Consider the following 17,187-nt stretch of genomic DNA (forward strand, 5'->3'; position numbering starts at 1 on the left):
ACGTTGTTCATCTTGGTGAAGTAGGGAGTGCAGTCGCTCACCTTGTCGGCGAGCAGGCAGCAGCTTGCCTGACCCATCATCTCGCAGAGGATAACGCCGGGCACGACGGGATTTCCGGGGAAGTGTCCCTGCAAAAAGAACTCGTCGCCCTTTATGGTATATCTGCCCTTCGCGGTAACTTCGTCCACGACCTCGCTCTCCTCAACGAGGAGCATGTTGTCGCGGTGGGGCAGGATCTTTTTGATTTCTTCCTGGTTCATAAGCTCTCCTTACTGAATGCTGAACAGCGGCTGTCCGTATTCGACAAGCTCGCCGTTTGTCGCGAGAACAGCGGTGATCTCGCCGTCCTCCTCAGCCTGAATCTCGTTCATGCACTTCATCGCCTCGATAATGCAGACGACGTCGCCCTTCTTGACCTTCTTGCCTACGCTGACATAGGGGTCTGCAGTGGGTGAGGGAGCGGCGTAGAACACGCCTACGATAGGCGCGTTGATAGTCTTGCCCGGGGCGGGCGCGGAAGCCTGAGCAGGTGCGGCAGTTGCAGGCGCCGCGGCGGGAGCCTGAGCGGGTGCCATAGGAGCTACGGGAGCCATGGGCGGAACACAAGCCGCCGGCTTTTTGAGGCGAACCTTGCAGTCGCCCTGCTCAACCTCGAGCACCGCAAGCGAGGAATCCTCGAGCAGAGCCATTAATTCCTTGATTTCATCTATATTAAACATTGAATTCAGTCCTTTATTCTTCACTCTTACATTACATTTTCTTGAATACAACGCACGCGTCGTGACCGCCGAAGCCGAGGTTTGTGGACGCGGCTACGTCGATGTCGCGCTTTTTGGCTGTCTTGGGCGTGTAGTCGAGGTCAAGACCCTCGTCGGGCTCGTCGAGGTTAATTGTCGGCGGAACCATTCCGTCGTCGATCGCCTTGACTGCCGCGATAGCTTCTATCGCGCCTGTCGCGCCGAGCATATGACCCGTCATCGACTTGGTTGAGCTGATGCTTGCCTTGTACGCGCTCTCGCCGAGAGCCTTCTTGATAGCCATAGTCTCGGTGAGGTCGTTGAGGTGGGTCGAGGTGCCGTGGGCGTTGATGTAAACCTGAGCGTTTTCGTCAACGTCAGCTTCCTTGAACGCGATCTCGATAGCTCTTGCGAGTCCCGCGCCCTCGGGGTCGGGAGCGGTTACGTGGTGCGCGTCGCAGGTGTTTCCGTAGCCTGCGAACTCCGCGTATATCTTGGCTCCGCGAGCCTTTGCGTGCTCGTATTCCTCGAGGATAAGCATGCCCGCGCCTTCGCCCATAACGAAGCCGTCGCGGTCCTTGTCAAACGGACGCGAAGCCTTGCTCGGGTCGGGATTTGTCGAGAGAGCCTTCATGTTCTGGAAGCCCGCGATAGTGAGTCTTGCGACAACAGCCTCTGCGCCGCCCGCGATGATAGCGTCGGCGTAGCCGTCCTTGATAGCGTGGAACGCTTCGCCGATAGAGTTCGTACCGGTTGCGCACGCGCTCATTACGGAGAGAGATACGCCCTTCGCGTTGAAGCGGATAGCGACGTTGCCTGTCGCGATGTTGCCTATCATCATCGGAATGAAGAACGGAGATACCTTGCGCGGACCGCCGTTTTCGAGGTTGATTGTATTGTTGATGAAGGTGTTAAGACCGCCGATGCCCGCGCCGATGTAAACGCCGAAGCGGTTCTCGTCGATATTGCCGATGATTCCGCTGTCGTCTACCGCCTCCTGAGCCGCCGCGATGGCGTACTGGCAGTAAATGTCGAGCTTCTTGGCTTCTCTCTTCTCAAAATATTTCTCAGGCTCAAAGTTCTTGACCGTGCCTGCGATATGTACCTTCAAGTCGCTTGTGTCAAAAGCGGAAATTGTTTCGATGCCGTTAACGCCGTCGAGCATGTTTTTCCACATTGTGGGAACGTCGTTGCCGACGGGGCTGACCGCGCCTAAGCCTGTTACGACTACTCTTCTTGCCATAGCTTCCTCCTTAGATCGCGAGACCGCCGTCTACGCGGATTACCTCGCCGGTAACGTATGCCGCCTCGTCCGAGCAGAGGAACGCGACTACGTTCGCTACGTCCTCGGGAGTGCCGATTCTCTTTGCGGGGATCTGAGCCTGCATGCTCTCCTTTACCTTGTCGGAGAGGGCGTTTGTCATGTCGGTGCCGATGTAGCCGGGAGCCACGGCATTGACGGTAACTCCTCTGCCCGCGAGCTCTCTCGCCACGGACTTTGTCAGACCGATGATGCCCGCCTTTGAAGCGGAGTAGTTCGCCTGACCTGCGTTGCCGATAAGACCGACGATAGACGAGGTGCTGACGATTCTGCCCGCGCGCTTCTTCATGAAGTGCTTGTAGGTATGCTTTATCATATTGAAGGTGCCCTTGAGGTTAACGCCGATGACCGCGTCAAAATCGGCCTCCTCCATATTGAGCACGAGCTTGTCGCGGGTGATGCCCGCGTTGTTGATGAGAATATCGATGCCGCCGAAGTCAGCGATGACCTTGTCGACGACCTCCTTGGAAGCGGTGAAATCCGCTACGTTGCAGAAATACTGCTCAACCTTTGTGCCGTACTTCTCAAGCTCCGCCTTTGCGTTGATACCCTCGCTCTCGTCGCCTACGTAGAGAATAGCGATATTCGCGCCGCCTTCTGCGAGCTTCTTTGCGATTGCGAGTCCGATTCCGCGTGAACCGCCTGTTACAACAGCGGTCTTGTTTTCAAAATTCATTTTTTACCTCAATACTTTCTCTATATCTTCGGGCGTTTCGACCTTGTATGCCTTGACGTCGGCGTTGATTCTGCCGATCAGACCTGTCAGCGTCTTGCCTACGCCGACCTCGATGAAGGTGTCGACTCCGTCTGCTATCATGTTCTCGACGATCTGCTGCCATCTTACGGGGCTTTCGACCTGCGCCTTTACGAGCGCCTTGTAATCGCCCTCATAGGGCTGAGCGGTGAAGTCGGAATAAACGGGGAGCTGCGGTTTTGCAAACTCAACGTTCTCCATGTACTCAGCAAGACCCTGAGCTGCGTCAGCCATGAACGGAGAATGGAACGCTCCGCTTACCGCGAGAGGCTTTCCTCTGCCGCCGGCTTCCTTGACCGCCGCGCAGAACGCGTCGCAGTTTTCGGAGGTGGTGGCTGCTACCGTCTGTGCGGGGGAGTTGTAGTTGACGGGGTAGGTCCTGTCGAACTTCGCGCAGATCTCCTCGACCTGAGCGGGAGTTATCTTCATTACCGCGACCATCGCGCCGGGATTTTCCTTCGCCGCCTTGTCCATCAGCTCGCCGCGTCTGCAAACGAGCTTGAAGGCTTCTTCGTCGCTTAACATGCCCGAAAACGCGAGAGCCGCGATCTCTCCGAGCGAAAATCCGGCGACGCAGTCGGGAGTGATACCCTTCTCCTTTAATGCGTAAGCCGCCGCGAGATCGGCGGTAAATACGCAGGGCTGGGTGTTCACGGTTTCTCTGAGCTCCTCCGCAGTGCCTTCAAAGCACTGAGCCGAGGTGCCGGGACGGACGCTGTCCGCCATATCAAAGGTCGCCTTGGCTGCCGCCGACGCGTCATAAAGCTCCTTGCCCATGCCGCTGTACTGCGCGCCCTGACCTGAAAAAACAAATGCTATTTTACCCATTTTGCCGCTCCCTTGAGGACTTCCTCCGCCTCGGTGAACATCTCTGTGATGATCTCACGCGCGGGCTGCTCCTTCTTTACCATGCTCGCGACCTGTCCGGCAAGCACGCAGCCGTTCTTTACGTCGCCCTCACGGGCCGCCATACGCAGCACGCCTGCGCCCATCTTCTCGAGCTCCTCGTCGGAAACGGTAGAGGAATCGTATTCTGCTTTCTGGTATTCTCTTGTAAAGGCGTTGCGGATAGAGCGTACGGGATGACCGAGACGCTTGCCGGTGACAACGGAGTCGATGTCCTTAGCCTTTAATACCTTATCTTTATATGCCTGCGAAATCGTACACTCAGTCGCGACAAGGAAGCGTGTGCCGACCTGAATGCCGACCGCGCCGAGCATGAATGCCGCCGCGACCTGTCTGCCGTCGGCGATGCCGCCCGCCGCGATGACGGGAATGCTGACCGCGTCGACGACCTGAGGAACGAGAGCCATTGTGGTGAGCTCGCCTACGTGACCGCCGCTTTCGCCGCCCTCTGCGATGAGAGCGAACGCGCCCATCTTTTCCATTTTACGGGCGAGAGCCACGCTTGGAACAACGGGAATGACCTTGATGCCTGCGGCGTTCCACTTTTCCATATATTTACCGGGGTTGCCTGCGCCTGTGGTGACGACCTTCACGCCCTCCTCGACAACGACGTCGGAGACCTCGTCGGCAAAGGGACTCATCAGCATGATGTTAACGCCGAAGGGTTTGTCGGTAAGCTCCTTGCACTTGCGGATCTCCGCGCGGAGCTGCTCACCGTTGGAATTCATCGCCGCGATAAGTCCCAGACCGCCCGCGTTTGATACGCCAGCGGCAAGAGAAGCGTCGGCGACCCAAGCCATACCGCCCTGAAAAATGGGATATTCAAGGCCTAAGCTCTGGTCAATCACAGTAGAAATCATTTGAACTCTCCTTTCTCATCTGAGTGAGCAAGATTTTATCATAATAATTATTCTAAACGCCAAAATTTCTCACTTTTGATAATTATGGCATTATCTTTTATCATCATACCGCAAATCGCATTAAAAGTCAATCGTTAATTTGTTTCACGCAGCGGCAGAGATTGTAGATTTTTTGTCGGTTTTGAGCGGTGGATTAAGCGGAAACGTTTCAGCATTACCTGAGTCCCTGAACTCTCTTATAAATTTTCCTTGTGCTCGGCGCGGTTTTGTGGTACAATAACTTTATATATGTGTAAAAGGGTGATTTCTATGTCATTTTCACGTGACAAAATCAGGAATTTCAGTATAATCGCGCATATCGATCACGGCAAGAGTACGCTCGCGGACAGGATTCTCGAGCATACCAACTCCGTTTCCGCCCGCGATATGGAGGCTCAGCTCCTCGACGACATGGAACTTGAGCGCGAGCGCGGAATCACGATCAAGGCGCGCGCCGTCAGCGTTGTGTACACCGCCGACGATGGCGAGGACTATCTCTTTAACCTCATCGATACTCCCGGTCACGTCGACTTCAATTACGAGGTCTCGCGTTCTCTCGCCGCCTGCGAGGGCGCAATTCTCGTTGTCGACGCTTCTCAGGGAATCGAGGCTCAGACGCTTGCAAATACCTATCTCGCGGTCGACAGCGGACTTGAGATCGTTCCCGTTGTCAACAAGATCGATCTGCCTAGCGCAGATCCCGACAGGGTCATAAACGAAATCGAGGACGTTATCGGTATTCCCGCCGAGGACGCTCCCAAAATCTCCGCGAAGGCTGATATAAATATCCACGCCGTGCTTGAGAAGGTGGTTTCCGACATTCCGGCTCCGACAGGCGACCCTGACGCTCCGCTGCGAGCGCTGATTTTTGACAGCTACTACGACAGCTACAAGGGCGTTATCATCTACGTCCGCCTCAAGGAAGGTCAGATTCACCCCGGCGACGAGTTCAAGCTCATGGCGACCGGCTCTGTTTTCAACGTCGTGGAGTGCGGCCTCATGCACGCGACGACAATGGAGAAAACCGACGGACTTTACGCAGGCGAGGTAGGCTACATCTCGGGTTCGATAAAAACCCTCGCTGACGCGAAGGTAGGCGACACCGTGACTCTCGTGTCGAATCCCGCCGCCGAGCCGCTGCCGGGCTACAGAGAAGCTCAGCCGATGGTTTTCTGCGGCATTTATCCCGTCGACGGCGCGAAGTACGGCGACCTCAAGGACGCGCTCGAAAAGCTCCAGCTAAACGACGCGGCTCTCTCGTTCGACGCGGAGACCTCCGTCGCTCTCGGCTTCGGCTTCCGCTGCGGCTTCCTCGGACTGCTCCACATGGAGATCATTCAGGAGCGCCTTGAGAGAGAGTACATGCTCGACCTCATCACCACAGCGCCGAGTGTTATCTACCGCATAACGCGCACCGACGGTACCGTCGAGCTTATCGACAACCCTACGAACTATCCCGACCCGTCGCTTATCGCTTCCGCCGAGGAGCCTGTGACCGACGCTCATATCTACACACCTAAGGAGTACGTCGGAAACATCATGGAGCTGTGTCAGGACAGGCGCGGCACCTTTGTCGACATGCAGTACATCGACGCGGACAGAGTCGATTTGCACTACGTTTTGCCGCTCGCCGAGATAATCTACGACTTCTTCGACACCCTCAAGTCGCGCACAAGAGGTTACGCGTCATTTGACTACGAGCTCAAGGACTACGTTCCCAGTGAGCTCGTCAAGCTCGACATCATGCTCAACGGCGAGGTCGTCGACGCGCTCTCGTTCATTATCCACAAGGACAAGGCTTACGGCCGCGCCAGAAAAATGGCGGAGAAGCTCAAGGAGAAGATCCCGCGTCAGCTGTTTGAGGTTCCGATTCAGGCGTGCATCGGCGGAAAGATCATCGCACGAGAGACCGTCAAGGCTATGCGCAAGGACGTTCTCGCCAAGTGCTACGGCGGCGACATCACCAGAAAGAAGAAGCTGCTCGAAAAGCAGAAGGAAGGCAAGAAGCGCATGCGTCAGCTCGGTACCGTTGAGGTTCCGCAGGAGGCGTTCATGGCGGTTCTGAAATTGGACACCGATTAGAGTACTTGCAAATTACTTATATAATATGTATAATTTATATCACTAATCCGAAAGGAAGATGAAAAATGGAATATACCAAGGCATTTGATTTGATAGCAGGCAAGGTTGAGGAGGAGCTTAATAAGAGCGGCTACACAAGACAGAAGGTCGCTTCCGAGAACGAGGGCGATCTGGTCGCTCTGTTCACAAGCGAGAACGTCGCTTACTCCGTGGTTTATATCCTCGACAAGCAGCAGATGGTTCTCCGTTCCTGCACAATGACCGACGAGGGTCCCGACAATGAGTGGAAAACCCTCGCTACGTGGCTGTATGACGAGGAGACCTCGGGTCAGAAGGACGCCGAGAGCATCGCGAACGACTTTATCGAGGGCGTTTCGGGAACTATCGCCGTGAAGCGCGCCAAGCAGGTAAAGCAGAAAAAGAAGAAAAACGACGACGGCAACGCCGACCCGAAGTTCCTCGCCAAGAGATTCGTGGCGTATTTCCCCGAGCTCAAGGACGAGATAAAGAACGAGGAGGACTGCTACTATCCGTTCAGAGGAGCTACGTTCGCAAAGGAACACCTCGCTCCGAAGGTAGCGGACTTCGTAAAGAGAGCGAAGGGCAAGGAGCTCGAGAAGTTCGCCGGCGTTTTCAATACCCAGTACGGCAACGGAGACGTTGACACACGCTCGATCATCACGATCGTTATCCTCAACTCACTCGAGGACAGCGAATTCACAAAGCTCTGCAACGAGCTCAACGAGGAGACCCAGAAGGCTGCACTCGCAGCACGCAAGTTCAAGGGCAAGGAAGTAAAGCCCGAAACGCCCAAGAAAAAGAGCGTGTCAAAGGCAAGCAATCTGCTCAACAGCTCGAGATAAGTAAAAAAGCCGCTTCGGCGGCTTTTTTTAGTGTGGAGTTTGGAGTTAAGGGTCGCTTCGCTCCGAGCTGTGTTTTAGTTGGTAGTTGGTAGTTAGTAGTTGGTAGTTAGTAGTTGGTAGTTGGTAGTTGGTAGTTAGTAGTTGGTTTTGACCGAGAATAGGGAAGGGAAAAGTCCGTTGAAACCCTTCCCGCGAAACGCAAACTTATGGCTGTGAAAAAAACTTTTAGTACGCGATTTGCCCGCGGGCGCGTGCCCGCCGCGAAACTCCAACGTAAAGCTGTGAAAAAAACTTTTAGTACGCGATTTAAAATACTTGACTTTATTGAAATTGTGTGATAAAATAGCTTTACCTCTAAAAGGGGTTTTCTTTTTGTGCCCCGCTGAGGGAGGCTAAAAATATTCCGAAATAACCGGGAGGTGCCGTTATGAGAGTAAAAATCACATTGGCCTGCACAGAGTGCAAACAGCGCAACTACAACACAATGAAAAACAAGAAGAACAGTCCCGACAGACTTACCATGAACAAGTACTGCCGCTTCTGCAAGAAACACACTCCTCACAAGGAAACGAAATAACGGAGGTACATGATGGCTGACGAGAAAAAAGCCGACGTTAAAAAGGCGGACGCTAAAAAGACCGCCAAGAAGGACGTCAAAAAGAAAAAGCCAAATGTCTTTCAGAGACTTTGGAAGTACCTTCTCGCTTGCAAGGGTGAGTTAAAGAAGATCACATGGCCGACAGTTTCGCAGACAACCAAGAACTTCGGTATCGTTATCGCGGTTATCGTGGTTATGGGTCTGTTTATCTTCGGACTGGACTCGGGTCTGTACGCATTGCTCGGATTGGTAATGGGCACAGGTTCGGCTGCATAAGAAAGTATTATCACTAATTTTCGAAAGGAAGCAGTATAATGCCTGATTATGAAGCAAAATGGTATGTTGTTCATACCTACTCGGGCTATGAAAACAAGGTTGCCGGCGACCTTATGACGACCGCCGAAAACCGTCAGCTCCAGGATATGATTCTCGACGTCAAGGTTCCCACCGAGATCGTCACCGAAAAGGTGATCAACCGCAAGGGTGAGGAAACGATCAAGGAAGTCGAGCACAAGATTTATCCGGGCTATGTTTTCGTAAAGATGGTCTATACCGACGAAACCTGGTATGTTGTCCGCAATATCCGCGGCTGCACGGGATTTGTGGGTCCGGGATCCAAGCCCGTACCGCTCACCGAGGCTGAGGTCTACCGCATGGGAGTAGAGCAGCGCAGCGTCAAGGTTTCCTACGCTGTGGGAGATTCGGTGAGAATTATCGACGGTCCGCTTGAGGACTGTGTTGGTGTTGTAGATGAATTGAACACCGACGAAAATTACGTCCGCGTCATCGTATCGATGTTCGGACGCGAAACGCCTGTCGAGCTTGAGCTGGCTCAGGCAGAGCGTATTGAAGACTGACGATAAATTGCCTGAAAATACGAAGGCTTTTTATTGGGAACACCCGTTCCCTGTGGGAGGAAACCCTACACAGTGGCGTTCCGCAATTTACCACGAATTTTTGGAGGTGCAAACACAATGGCTCAAAAGGTAGTAGGCTTAATCAAGCTGCAGATCCCTGCCGGAAAAGCTACTCCGGCTCCGCCTGTTGGTCCGGCACTCGGTCAGCACGGCGTAAACATTGTCGCGTTCACAAAGGATTTCAATGAGCGTACAAAGAATGACATCGGTCTTATCATTCCTGTTGTTATCACAGTGTATTCCGACCGTTCGTTCTCTTTCATTACAAAGACTCCGCCCGCAGCGGTTCTTCTCAAGAAGGCTTGCGGCATTGAGAGCGGTTCAGGCGTGCCCAACAAGACCAAGGTGGCTAAGATCACCAAGGAACAGATCACAAAGATCGCCGAGCAGAAAATGCCCGACCTCAATGCGGGCTCACTCGACGCTGCAATCAGCATGATCGCGGGTACCGCGAGAAGCATGGGCATCACTGTCGTTGACTAAAATCTAATCCGGGTGGGAGGAGATTTCCGCTTGACCACCTAAACATGGAGGAAAATAATGAAACACGGTAAGAAATATGTCGACGCTGCGAAGCTCGTTGACAGAACCAAATTATATGATACAGACGAGGCTCTCGCTACAGTCATCAAGACCGCGGTAGCCAAGTTTGACGAAACCGTTGAGCTTCACGTAAAGCTCGGCGTTGACAGCCGTCATGCTGACCAGCAGGTCCGCGGCGCTGTCGTACTTCCCAACGGTACAGGTAAGAACGTAAGAGTTCTCGCTATCTGCAAGGGCCCCAACGAGGAGCTCGCCAAGGAAGCAGGCGCTGATTACGTAGGCGCTGAGGATATGACTCAGAAGATCCAGCAGGAAAACTGGATGGACTTCGACGTGCTCATCACCACTCCCGACTGCATGGGTCTGGTAGGCCGTCTCGGTAGAATCCTCGGTCCGCGCGGACTTATGCCTAACCCCAAGGCAGGTACCGTTACTCCCGACATCGCAAAGGCGATCAAGGAAGCCAAGGCAGGTAAGATCGAGTACCGTCTTGACAAGACAAACATCATTCACTGCCCCATCGGCAAGGTAAGCTTCGGCACCGAGAAGCTCAGCGAGAACCTCGGCACCCTTATGGACGCCATCATCAAGGCTAAGCCCGCCGCTGCAAAGGGTCAGTATGTCCGTTCTGTCGCTGTTACCTCTACAATGGGTCCCAGCGTAAGAATCAACCCCACTAAGTACGGCGCATAATTTCTGCCGGCCTTATACAGTTTAATATGAGCAAACGGACGGGACAGCGGATAGTCCGGGCTGTTCCCGCAATGAGCCGATTTTTTTCATAAATGCGTTACCAACAAACTGAAGCTCATTGTCGGGAGACCGAGCTTTCCGTTAAATCCGCCCCCTCTGCTCGTTTTAAAAATAATGCTGTTCTAAAGACAGCAGGTGCGTATGCGTAAAGGAGAGATCCGCCTGCCGAGGAAGATGCAATAATTCTATTGTATTTTACTGCCGTCCGAGGAACGATTCGGGCGGCGTTTTTTTGAACCGCAATAAATCATTTCCGGAGGTGAAATTTTTTGCCAAGTCAGAGTGTTTTAGAGCAAAAGAAAGCAATTGTCGCTGAGCTCTCCGAGAGACTCAAGAACTCCGTAACAGGCGTAGTTGTCAGCTATCAGGGTATCAACACTGAGGACGACACCAAGCTCAGAAAGGAGCTCCGTGAGAACAACGTAAAGTACACCGTTGTTAAGAACACACTTCTCTCCCGTGCCTGCGAGGAGGCCGGTCTTGATGAACTCAAGCCCGTTCTCGAGGGTACAACCGCTCTTGCGACAAGCGACAGCGAGTATGCTGCCGCAGCGAGAATTCTTTGCGGTTACGCGAAGGATCACGACAATTTCAAGGTGAAGTCAGGTTATCTTGACGGCGCTGTTGTAGACATGGATACTATCGTATCTCTCTCCAAGCTGCCCACAAGAGACGTACTTCTCGCAAATGTACTCGGCGCATTCCAGGCGCCCATCGCAGCGTTCGCGCGCGTTATCCAGGCTGTTGTTGACGAGGGCGGCTTTGACGCCTGCCTCGCTAAGAAGGCAGCCGAGGCAGCTCCCGAAGAAGCGGCTCCTGCAGAGGAAGCTCCCGCAGCGGAATAATTATCCGCAGTTTTATTTGAAAAATAACGACATAATATTGGAGGTAAATTACAATGGCATCAGAGAAAATCACTGCTATTATTGAAGAATTAAAGGGCCTCACCGTTCTCGAGCTTTCCGAGCTCGTACACGCTGTAGAGGATGAGTTTGGCGTAAGCGCGGCTGCTGCTGTAGCTGTTGCAGGTCCCGTAGACGGCGGCGCTGCTGCTGAGGCAGAGCAGACCGAGTTCGATGTAATCCTTAAGAGCGCCGGCGGCAACAAGATCGCTGTCATCAAGGAAGTTCGCGCTATCACAGGTCTCGGCCTGAAGGAAGCTAAGGCTCTCGTAGACGGCGCTCCCAAGGCTCTCAAGGAGCAGGCTTCTAAGGAAGAGGCTGAGTCCATCAAGGAGAAGCTCGAGGCTGCAGGCGCTGAGGTTGAGATTAAATAATTTTCACTTCACGGAATTTTTAAGGGCAGGAGTTTTTGGCTCCTGCCTTTTTTATGTATCTATGTCAGATTTTATCCTGCCCTTTTCAACGTTCGGCATGATGAAGTTGTTCAGTGAGTACTCCCAGAGCTTATTTGAGCCCTCGGGGGTTATTTTATTTCTCTCCAGTATCTGGCTCAGTCTTACGCCCTTTTCTTTCCAGGCGCGGCCGTCGGTCGAGCAGTTGAGCATGGCGGGCTGAATGTTGTCCATCGTTCTGGCAAATTTAGCCTCGGGCGTCTGTGCCGCCTCAAATTCCTCCCAAAGCCCGCGCAGCCTGTCGCGCTGGTCATCGGGGAGAAGTCCGAATATTCTGTCCGCCGCCTTTTCCTCACGTTCGCGCTGGGTCTGTTTGCCTTTGTCGTCGTAGGCGTAGGTGTCACCCGCGTCGATTTCAACAATATCATGTATCAGCAGCATTGTCACGGTTTTGAGAAGGTCGATTTCCTCGTTTGCGTACTCTCCGAGGAGTATCGCCATTAGCGCGGCGTGCCACGCGTGCTCGGCGTCGTTTTCCTTTTCGGCTCCGTTTGATAGGTAGGTCTGTCTGATAATGCGCTTTTCCTTGTCCGCTTCGAGCGAAAAGCGGAACTGACGCTCCATTCTGTTCGTCATGCGTTCGCCTTGAAGTCGAGGACTATGGTGTCCGCGTCGGTCTTGAACTGAGTGAGCTTTATCCCGGCGGACTGAAGCATTCTCGCCGAAGCGCGGGTCGCAGGAGAGTCGGCGTACTTGTTGTAAAGATAGACGACTTCCGCTATGCCCGACTGAATGATCGCCTTGGCGCACTCGTTGCAGGGAAAAAGGTCGACGTATAGCCTAGCGCCCTTGAGGTTCTTGCCGCGCGCGTTGAGTATGGCGTTGAGCTCGGCATGTACGACGTAGTTGTACTTCGTATCCTCACCCTCGCGCTCCCAGGGATATAGATCGTCGGAGCAGCCGTAGGGAAAGCCGTTGTAGCCGGTCGAGAGAATGATGTTGTTGCTGTCGACGATACACGCGCCGACCTGAGTGTTTGGGTCCTTGCTGCGCTTTGCCGCGAGCAGGGCTACTCCCATAAAGTATTCGTCCCAGGAAATATATCCGTTCCTTTTCATGATAACGCGTCCCTTCGTTCCGGATTATACAATTATTGTAACACAGAGATGACGCGGAATGCAAGATGTTTTGCGTATATTGCGAAAAATCCCGCGACAGGTGCGTGTGTTTGGCGGATCGAAAAAAGAAATTGACAAATCGGCTTGATTTTTGCACCAAAAAGGTGTATTATCTTTATACTGATATATGCGGAAATTTCGGGGGATAGGTTTATCTCCCGTATGTATTTTAGGTGGAGCAATTTATGAAAATAGTAATTGTCGGATGCGGAAAGGTCGGCACCTCGATCGCAAACGAGCTGAATTCCGAGGGGCATGAGATCATACTCGTCGATATCAACCGTGCGGCGGTGACGCGTCTCTCGGATTCAATCGACGCTATGGGAATCGAGGGAAACGGCGCTACCTACGAGACTCTCGCGGATGCGGGCGCGGGTACTGCAGACCTTGTTATCGCCGCCGCCGCTAGGGACGAAGTAAACCTCTACACCTGCCTTATGGCGCGTGCCTGCGGCTGTAAGAACACGATTGCGCGCGTGCGCAACCCCGAATACACAAACGACCTCTACCGCGTAAAGGACATTCTCGGACTTTCGATGTTCATCAACCCCGAGATGACCGCGGCAGGTGAAATCAGCCGTCTTTTGCGTTTTTCGGGCGCTCTCGAGATAGACAGCTTCTCGAAGGGTCAGGTTGAGCTGATAAAGGTACAGGTGCCGGGCAACAGCCCTGTCGTCGGCAGGGAGATAAGCAAGATTGACATTCTCAAGGGCAAGGTGCGTATCTGCACCGTCGAGAGAGGCAGCGAAGTGTTTATCCCGAACGGCGACTTTGTGATTCAGGGCGGCGACCGCATCACGGTCGTATCAAAGCCCGAAATAGCCGCGAGGTTCTTCAAAAAGGCAAATATCAATATCGGCAAAAGCCGCGACGTAATCATTCTCGGCGGCGGCAAGATATCGTTCTATCTCGCCCAGAGACTTCTCAAGGCGGGTATCGGCGTAAAAATTATCGAGAAGAACTCCGAGCGCTGCCACGAGCTTTCCGATTTGCTGCATGAAGCGGTGATAATTCACGGCGACTGCATGGATCAGGATCTGCTCATGAGCGAGGGCATCGACCGCACCGACGGCGTAATCGCCCTTATGGACTACGACGAGGAGAATATCCTCATTTCCATGTACGTGCGGAGCGTCTCGCGCGCGAAGATCATAACCAAGGTCAACAACGCGCACTTCGATTCGATCGTCGATCAGCTCGACATAGAGTGCGTCATCAACCCGAAAAAAATCGCGGGCGAGTACATTGCCCGTTATATCCGCGCGGTGCAGAACTCTCTCGGCAGCAACGTTGAGACGCTCTACCGCCTGAATGAGGGCAAGGTAGAGGCTCTCGAGTTCCGCGCAAAGTCGAGCTCGCGTGTCGTAAACATTCCGCTGTCAAAGCTGAGTCTCAAGGACGATCTGCAGATCATCTGCATAACCCGCAGGGGAAAGATCATTCTTCCGACGGGCGCGGATTCCGTAATGCCGGACGATTCGGTCGTCGTTATCACCAAGCACAAGGGTCTGAAGGACCTCGACGACATTCTCGGCAGACACTGAGGAGCGGATTATGAACAAAAGATTGATTGTATATATCCTCGGCTGGGTTCTCATCGTAGAGGGCGCGGCTATGCAGATGTGTACCGTGACCTCGCTCATTTACGGAGAACACGAGGCGCTGTACTTCCTCGGCACGGGCATAGTCAGCGCGGCTCTGGGCGTTCTCGCGGTCAAGGTCAAAAAGCCTAAGAACATGGTGCTTTATCAGAAGGCGGGATTCTGCGCGACGGCGCTGAGCTGGATCGTGCTCTCGCTTGTAGGCGCAATGCCGTTTTTTCTCAGCGGAGAGATCCCGAACTATATCGACGCGCTGTTTGAGACGATTTCGGGATTCACAACGACGGGAGCCACGATCCTCGTTGAGGTCGAGCGTCTGAGCCACGGCATGCTGATGTGGCGTAGCCTGATGAACTGGCTGGGCGGAATGGGCGTTATCGTGTTCCTGCTCGCGCTTATCCCAAAGCTCGGCGGTCAGCAGAATATCTACCTAATGCGCGCGGAAAGCCCTGGTCCTATCGTCGGCAAGGCGGTGCCAAAGATGCGCCACTACGCCGCGATGCTCTACGGCATCTATTTCGGTCTGACGATGCTGGAGATGATCCTGCTGCTCTGCGGCGGCATGGGCTTCTTTGATGCGATAAACACAAGCTTCGCGACTGCGGGCACCGGCGGCTTCGGCGTCAGAAATTCGAATATCGCAGCCTATGACACCTACTATTTCCAGACGGTCATCGCGATTTTCATGATGCTGTTCGGCGTAAACTTCTCGGTTTATATCCTCATAATCTCGAAAAAGTTCCTGCAGGCGGCAAAAATGGAGGAGCTGTGGTTTTATCTCGGCTTTATCGTCCTGTCAACCGTAATAATCGGCTTTAATATCATGCCGCTCTATCCCACGGCATACGACGCGTTCCACCAGTCGTTCTTTTACACCTCGTCGATAATAACCACGACGGGCTTCGGCATAGGAGACGTGAATCACTGGCCGATGCTCTCGAAGTCGATAATAATGTTCATCACCTTCCTCGGGGCGATGGCGGGCAGTACCGGCGGCGGCTTCAAGGTCGCGCGTTTTGTCCTGCTTGCAAAGGAAGCGAAAAAGGAATTTCTGCTTCTTGTTCACCCTCGCAACGTCCGTCAGGTCAAAATGGACGGCAAGACCGTCGACCACAACACTATGCGCAGCACCTCGGTGTACCTTGTGCTCTACATGGCGATTTTCGTTGCGAGCTTCATTCTTGTTTCAATCGACGGAAAGGGCTTTGTGACAAGCTTTACCTCTGTGGCGGCGACGCTCAACAACACGGGACCGGGTCTCGGCGACGTTGGTCCTGTCGGCAACTACACGTTCTATTCTCCGCTCGCCAAGTGCGTGCTTTCGTTCGATATGCTCGCGGGCAGGCTTGAGCTCTATCCGCTGCTTCTGCTGTTCGCGCCCGCGGCGTGGAAAAAATCTTAAATCTGATATTATTTCGGGCGGGCGTTTGTCCACCCTTTTTTGGAGCCAATATGAAAAAACTGATATGTATACTGCTGTGTCTTGTTTTCCTCTCGGGCTGCGGCTATGCTTCTTCCACGAGCGAGAGCTTTGAGAGCATGGACACCTTTATGAAAATCGATATCTATGGCAGCGAGGACGTCGCTGCGAAGATCCGCGCGGAAATAGAACGTCTGGACGGGCTGCTTTCCGCTCAGGACGATGAAAGCGAGATCGGCAGGCTCAATAAAAACAGCACCGCTGAGCTTTCAGAAGAAACGTCCGATCTGCTCGCTAAATCTCTTGAGTTGTGCAATGACACGGACGGTGCGCTCGACATCTCCGTTTATCCGCTCGTCGAGGCGTGGGGATTTATCGACAAAAACTACCGCGTTCCCGATGATGACGAGATAAAAGACCTGCTGAAATACGCGGACTATCGCAAAATCACCCTCGACGGCAACAGCGCTTCGGCCGGGAGCGGAGTCAGGCTCGACCTCGGAGCGGTCGCGAAGGGTTACGCGGCTGACAGGGCAGTGGGTATTATGAAGGAGAATAATGTCCGCGCGGGAATCCTCAACCTCGGCGGCACCGTCGCGGCGGTGGGAGAGAAGCCGGACGGCAGCAAATGGCGGGTCGGCATCTGCGACCCCGAAAACACGGCGTCGTACTTCGGCGCGGTCTCCGTCAGCGACAGGATCGTCGCTACCTCGGGCAACTACGAGCGATATTTTGAGCGAGACGGCAAGCGTTACTGCCATATCATCGACCCCAAGACGGGATATCCCGCCGACAACGGCACGGTGTCGGTGACGGTGATTTCGGACAGCGGCTTATTGAGCGACGCGCTCTCGACGGCGCTATTCGTGATGGGTATAGACGGTGCGAAAAAATACTGGCGCGACCACCGCGACTTTGAGTTCATTCTGTTGGACGATAAAAATAACCTCTGGCTCACAGAGGGAATAGAAGCGGATTTTAAGTTGAACGCGGACTATGACTATAATATAAAAACGATAAAGGCATAAAGATAAACGGCTTCCCGGGAGGAAGCCGTTTTTAATTGACAGTTGACAATGGACAATTGACAATGAATGGCGGGACACCCGCACCCGATTTATATTCGGAGCGGAGCGACCCAAAACTACCAACTACTAACTACTAACTACCAACTGAAATTCGGAGCGACCCATAATTGTCCACCTGAATCCGTGAAACTCAAGCAAGCCTAAAACGGGTTACAAGACCCAGATAAGCGCTCGCCCACGCATTGCTCCTACTGACTGACAGAATCAATTGCCGCGCATGTTTGGTAACGTGT

20 protein-coding genes and 1 other annotated feature are annotated in these 17,187 nt (G+C 53.5%); of the genes, 12 read left to right on the forward strand and 8 right to left on the reverse strand.

What is annotated here, in order from left to right; all coding sequences use genetic code 11:
* From KQI64_RS07575 to fabK, 6 genes are all read right to left on the reverse strand, one after another.
* On the reverse strand, positions 1 to 260 hold a 260-nt coding region (locus KQI64_RS07575; RefSeq protein ID WP_442912072.1), incomplete at its 3' end, for a 3-hydroxyacyl-ACP dehydratase FabZ family protein.
* A gap of 9 nt (positions 261 to 269) precedes the next feature.
* Entirely contained in the window at positions 270 to 719 is a 450-nt protein-coding gene (accB, locus tag KQI64_RS07580) for an acetyl-CoA carboxylase biotin carboxyl carrier protein (protein ID WP_216524103.1), read from the reverse strand.
* A gap of 31 nt (positions 720 to 750) precedes the next feature.
* Positions 751 to 1,980: a beta-ketoacyl-ACP synthase II gene (fabF, locus tag KQI64_RS07585; RefSeq protein WP_216524104.1), complete on the reverse strand. Its 1,230-nt coding sequence runs from the start codon at positions 1,978 to 1,980 to the stop codon at positions 751 to 753.
* 10 nt (positions 1,981 to 1,990) lie between these two features.
* The gene (gene fabG / locus KQI64_RS07590; RefSeq protein ID WP_216524105.1) at positions 1,991 to 2,734 is read right to left on the reverse strand and encodes a 3-oxoacyl-[acyl-carrier-protein] reductase; all 744 of its coding nucleotides are present in this window, start codon (positions 2,732 to 2,734) and stop codon (positions 1,991 to 1,993) included.
* A gap of 3 nt (positions 2,735 to 2,737) precedes the next feature.
* Positions 2,738 to 3,640 carry an ACP S-malonyltransferase gene (locus tag KQI64_RS07595; protein ID WP_216524106.1) on the reverse strand — a complete coding sequence of 301 codons (903 nt, stop codon included), beginning with the start codon at positions 3,638 to 3,640 and terminating at the stop codon, positions 2,738 to 2,740.
* Positions 3,628 to 4,575: an enoyl-[acyl-carrier-protein] reductase FabK gene (gene fabK, locus KQI64_RS07600; protein ID WP_334299540.1), complete on the reverse strand. Its 948-nt coding sequence runs from the start codon at positions 4,573 to 4,575 to the stop codon at positions 3,628 to 3,630. The genes KQI64_RS07595 and fabK overlap by 13 nt, the downstream gene beginning before the upstream one ends.
* A gap of 312 nt (positions 4,576 to 4,887) precedes the next feature.
* Between fabK and lepA the strand changes: the two genes are divergently transcribed.
* The 9 genes from lepA (at position 4,888) to rplL (ending at position 11,649) form a co-directional block, all read left to right on the forward strand.
* Positions 4,888 to 6,699 carry a translation elongation factor 4 gene (lepA, locus tag KQI64_RS07605; RefSeq protein WP_216524108.1) on the forward strand — a complete coding sequence of 604 codons (1,812 nt, stop codon included), beginning with the start codon at positions 4,888 to 4,890 and terminating at the stop codon, positions 6,697 to 6,699.
* Positions 6,700 to 6,764: 65 nt separating this feature from the next.
* On the forward strand, positions 6,765 to 7,562 hold the full coding sequence (locus KQI64_RS07610) for a DUF7674 family protein (protein WP_216524109.1): 798 nt from the start codon (positions 6,765 to 6,767) through the stop codon (positions 7,560 to 7,562).
* Positions 7,563 to 7,989: 427 nt separating this feature from the next.
* Positions 7,990 to 8,139 (forward strand): 50S ribosomal protein L33, encoded by a 150-nt coding sequence (gene rpmG / locus KQI64_RS07615; RefSeq protein ID WP_186833821.1) that lies wholly within the window; start codon positions 7,990 to 7,992, stop codon positions 8,137 to 8,139.
* Between the two features lie 12 nt (positions 8,140 to 8,151).
* A complete protein-coding gene (gene secE, locus KQI64_RS07620; RefSeq protein ID WP_216524110.1) occupies positions 8,152 to 8,436 on the forward strand; it encodes a preprotein translocase subunit SecE in 285 nt (94 codons plus the stop codon).
* Between the two features lie 38 nt (positions 8,437 to 8,474).
* Entirely contained in the window at positions 8,475 to 9,017 is a 543-nt protein-coding gene (gene nusG, locus KQI64_RS07625; RefSeq protein WP_216524111.1) for a transcription termination/antitermination protein NusG, read from the forward strand.
* Between the two features lie 117 nt (positions 9,018 to 9,134).
* A complete protein-coding gene (gene rplK / locus KQI64_RS07630) occupies positions 9,135 to 9,560 on the forward strand; it encodes a 50S ribosomal protein L11 (RefSeq protein WP_216524112.1) in 426 nt (141 codons plus the stop codon).
* Positions 9,561 to 9,617: 57 nt separating this feature from the next.
* Positions 9,618 to 10,313 (forward strand): 50S ribosomal protein L1, encoded by a 696-nt coding sequence (gene rplA / locus KQI64_RS07635; RefSeq protein ID WP_253289233.1) that lies wholly within the window; start codon positions 9,618 to 9,620, stop codon positions 10,311 to 10,313.
* Between the two features lie 164 nt (positions 10,314 to 10,477).
* Positions 10,478 to 10,614 (forward strand) — a sequence feature (ribosomal protein L10 leader region).
* 28 nt (positions 10,615 to 10,642) lie between these two features.
* Entirely contained in the window at positions 10,643 to 11,218 is a 576-nt protein-coding gene (gene rplJ / locus KQI64_RS07640; protein ID WP_216524113.1) for a 50S ribosomal protein L10, read from the forward strand.
* 53 nt (positions 11,219 to 11,271) lie between these two features.
* On the forward strand, positions 11,272 to 11,649 hold the full coding sequence (rplL, locus tag KQI64_RS07645) for a 50S ribosomal protein L7/L12 (protein ID WP_216524114.1): 378 nt from the start codon (positions 11,272 to 11,274) through the stop codon (positions 11,647 to 11,649).
* 51 nt (positions 11,650 to 11,700) lie between these two features.
* Here rplL and KQI64_RS07650 read toward each other — a convergent pair whose 3' ends face one another.
* Positions 11,701 to 12,303, reverse strand: a complete 603-nt coding sequence (locus tag KQI64_RS07650) for an HD domain-containing protein (RefSeq protein ID WP_216524115.1) — start codon at positions 12,301 to 12,303, stop codon at positions 11,701 to 11,703.
* A complete protein-coding gene (locus KQI64_RS07655) occupies positions 12,300 to 12,785 on the reverse strand; it encodes a deoxycytidylate deaminase (protein ID WP_216524116.1) in 486 nt (161 codons plus the stop codon). The genes KQI64_RS07650 and KQI64_RS07655 overlap by 4 nt, the downstream gene beginning before the upstream one ends.
* Before the next feature lie 245 nt (positions 12,786 to 13,030).
* Between KQI64_RS07655 and trkA the strand changes: the two genes are divergently transcribed.
* Genes trkA through KQI64_RS07670 form a run of 3 tightly spaced genes read left to right on the forward strand, consistent with a single transcriptional unit; the run spans position 13,031 to position 16,894 of the window.
* A complete protein-coding gene (trkA, locus tag KQI64_RS07660) occupies positions 13,031 to 14,389 on the forward strand; it encodes a Trk system potassium transporter TrkA (protein ID WP_216524117.1) in 1,359 nt (452 codons plus the stop codon).
* A 10-nt stretch (positions 14,390 to 14,399) separates the two neighbouring features.
* On the forward strand, positions 14,400 to 15,848 hold the full coding sequence (locus tag KQI64_RS07665; protein WP_216524118.1) for a TrkH family potassium uptake protein: 1,449 nt from the start codon (positions 14,400 to 14,402) through the stop codon (positions 15,846 to 15,848).
* 50 nt (positions 15,849 to 15,898) lie between these two features.
* Positions 15,899 to 16,894: an FAD:protein FMN transferase gene (locus tag KQI64_RS07670; RefSeq protein ID WP_216524119.1), complete on the forward strand. Its 996-nt coding sequence runs from the start codon at positions 15,899 to 15,901 to the stop codon at positions 16,892 to 16,894.
* Positions 16,895 to 17,187 lie beyond the last annotated feature (293 nt).

This window comes from Lachnoclostridium sp. MSJ-17, assembly GCF_018918205.1.
GTDB lineage: Bacteria > Bacillota > Clostridia > Oscillospirales > Acutalibacteraceae > Ruminococcoides.

Coding starts and splice junctions, on each gene's coding strand:
- accB (WP_216524103.1), bottom strand. CDS start 719: ATGTTTAATATAGATGAAATCAAGGAATTAATGGCTCTGCTCGAGGAT.
- fabF (WP_216524104.1), bottom strand. CDS start 1,980: ATGGCAAGAAGAGTAGTCGTAACAGGCTTAGGCGCGGTCAGCCCCGTC.
- fabG (WP_216524105.1), bottom strand. CDS start 2,734: ATGAATTTTGAAAACAAGACCGCTGTTGTAACAGGCGGTTCACGCGGA.
- KQI64_RS07595 (WP_216524106.1), bottom strand. CDS start 3,640: ATGGGTAAAATAGCATTTGTTTTTTCAGGTCAGGGCGCGCAGTACAGC.
- lepA (WP_216524108.1), top strand. CDS start 4,888: ATGTCATTTTCACGTGACAAAATCAGGAATTTCAGTATAATCGCGCAT.
- KQI64_RS07610 (WP_216524109.1), top strand. CDS start 6,765: ATGGAATATACCAAGGCATTTGATTTGATAGCAGGCAAGGTTGAGGAG.
- rpmG (WP_186833821.1), top strand. CDS start 7,990: ATGAGAGTAAAAATCACATTGGCCTGCACAGAGTGCAAACAGCGCAAC.
- secE (WP_216524110.1), top strand. CDS start 8,152: ATGGCTGACGAGAAAAAAGCCGACGTTAAAAAGGCGGACGCTAAAAAG.
- nusG (WP_216524111.1), top strand. CDS start 8,475: ATGCCTGATTATGAAGCAAAATGGTATGTTGTTCATACCTACTCGGGC.
- rplK (WP_216524112.1), top strand. CDS start 9,135: ATGGCTCAAAAGGTAGTAGGCTTAATCAAGCTGCAGATCCCTGCCGGA.
- rplA (WP_253289233.1), top strand. CDS start 9,618: ATGAAACACGGTAAGAAATATGTCGACGCTGCGAAGCTCGTTGACAGA.
- rplL (WP_216524114.1), top strand. CDS start 11,272: ATGGCATCAGAGAAAATCACTGCTATTATTGAAGAATTAAAGGGCCTC.
- KQI64_RS07650 (WP_216524115.1), bottom strand. CDS start 12,303: ATGACGAACAGAATGGAGCGTCAGTTCCGCTTTTCGCTCGAAGCGGAC.
- KQI64_RS07655 (WP_216524116.1), bottom strand. CDS start 12,785: ATGAAAAGGAACGGATATATTTCCTGGGACGAATACTTTATGGGAGTA.
- trkA (WP_216524117.1), top strand. CDS start 13,031: ATGAAAATAGTAATTGTCGGATGCGGAAAGGTCGGCACCTCGATCGCA.
- KQI64_RS07665 (WP_216524118.1), top strand. CDS start 14,400: ATGAACAAAAGATTGATTGTATATATCCTCGGCTGGGTTCTCATCGTA.
- KQI64_RS07670 (WP_216524119.1), top strand. CDS start 15,899: ATGAAAAAACTGATATGTATACTGCTGTGTCTTGTTTTCCTCTCGGGC.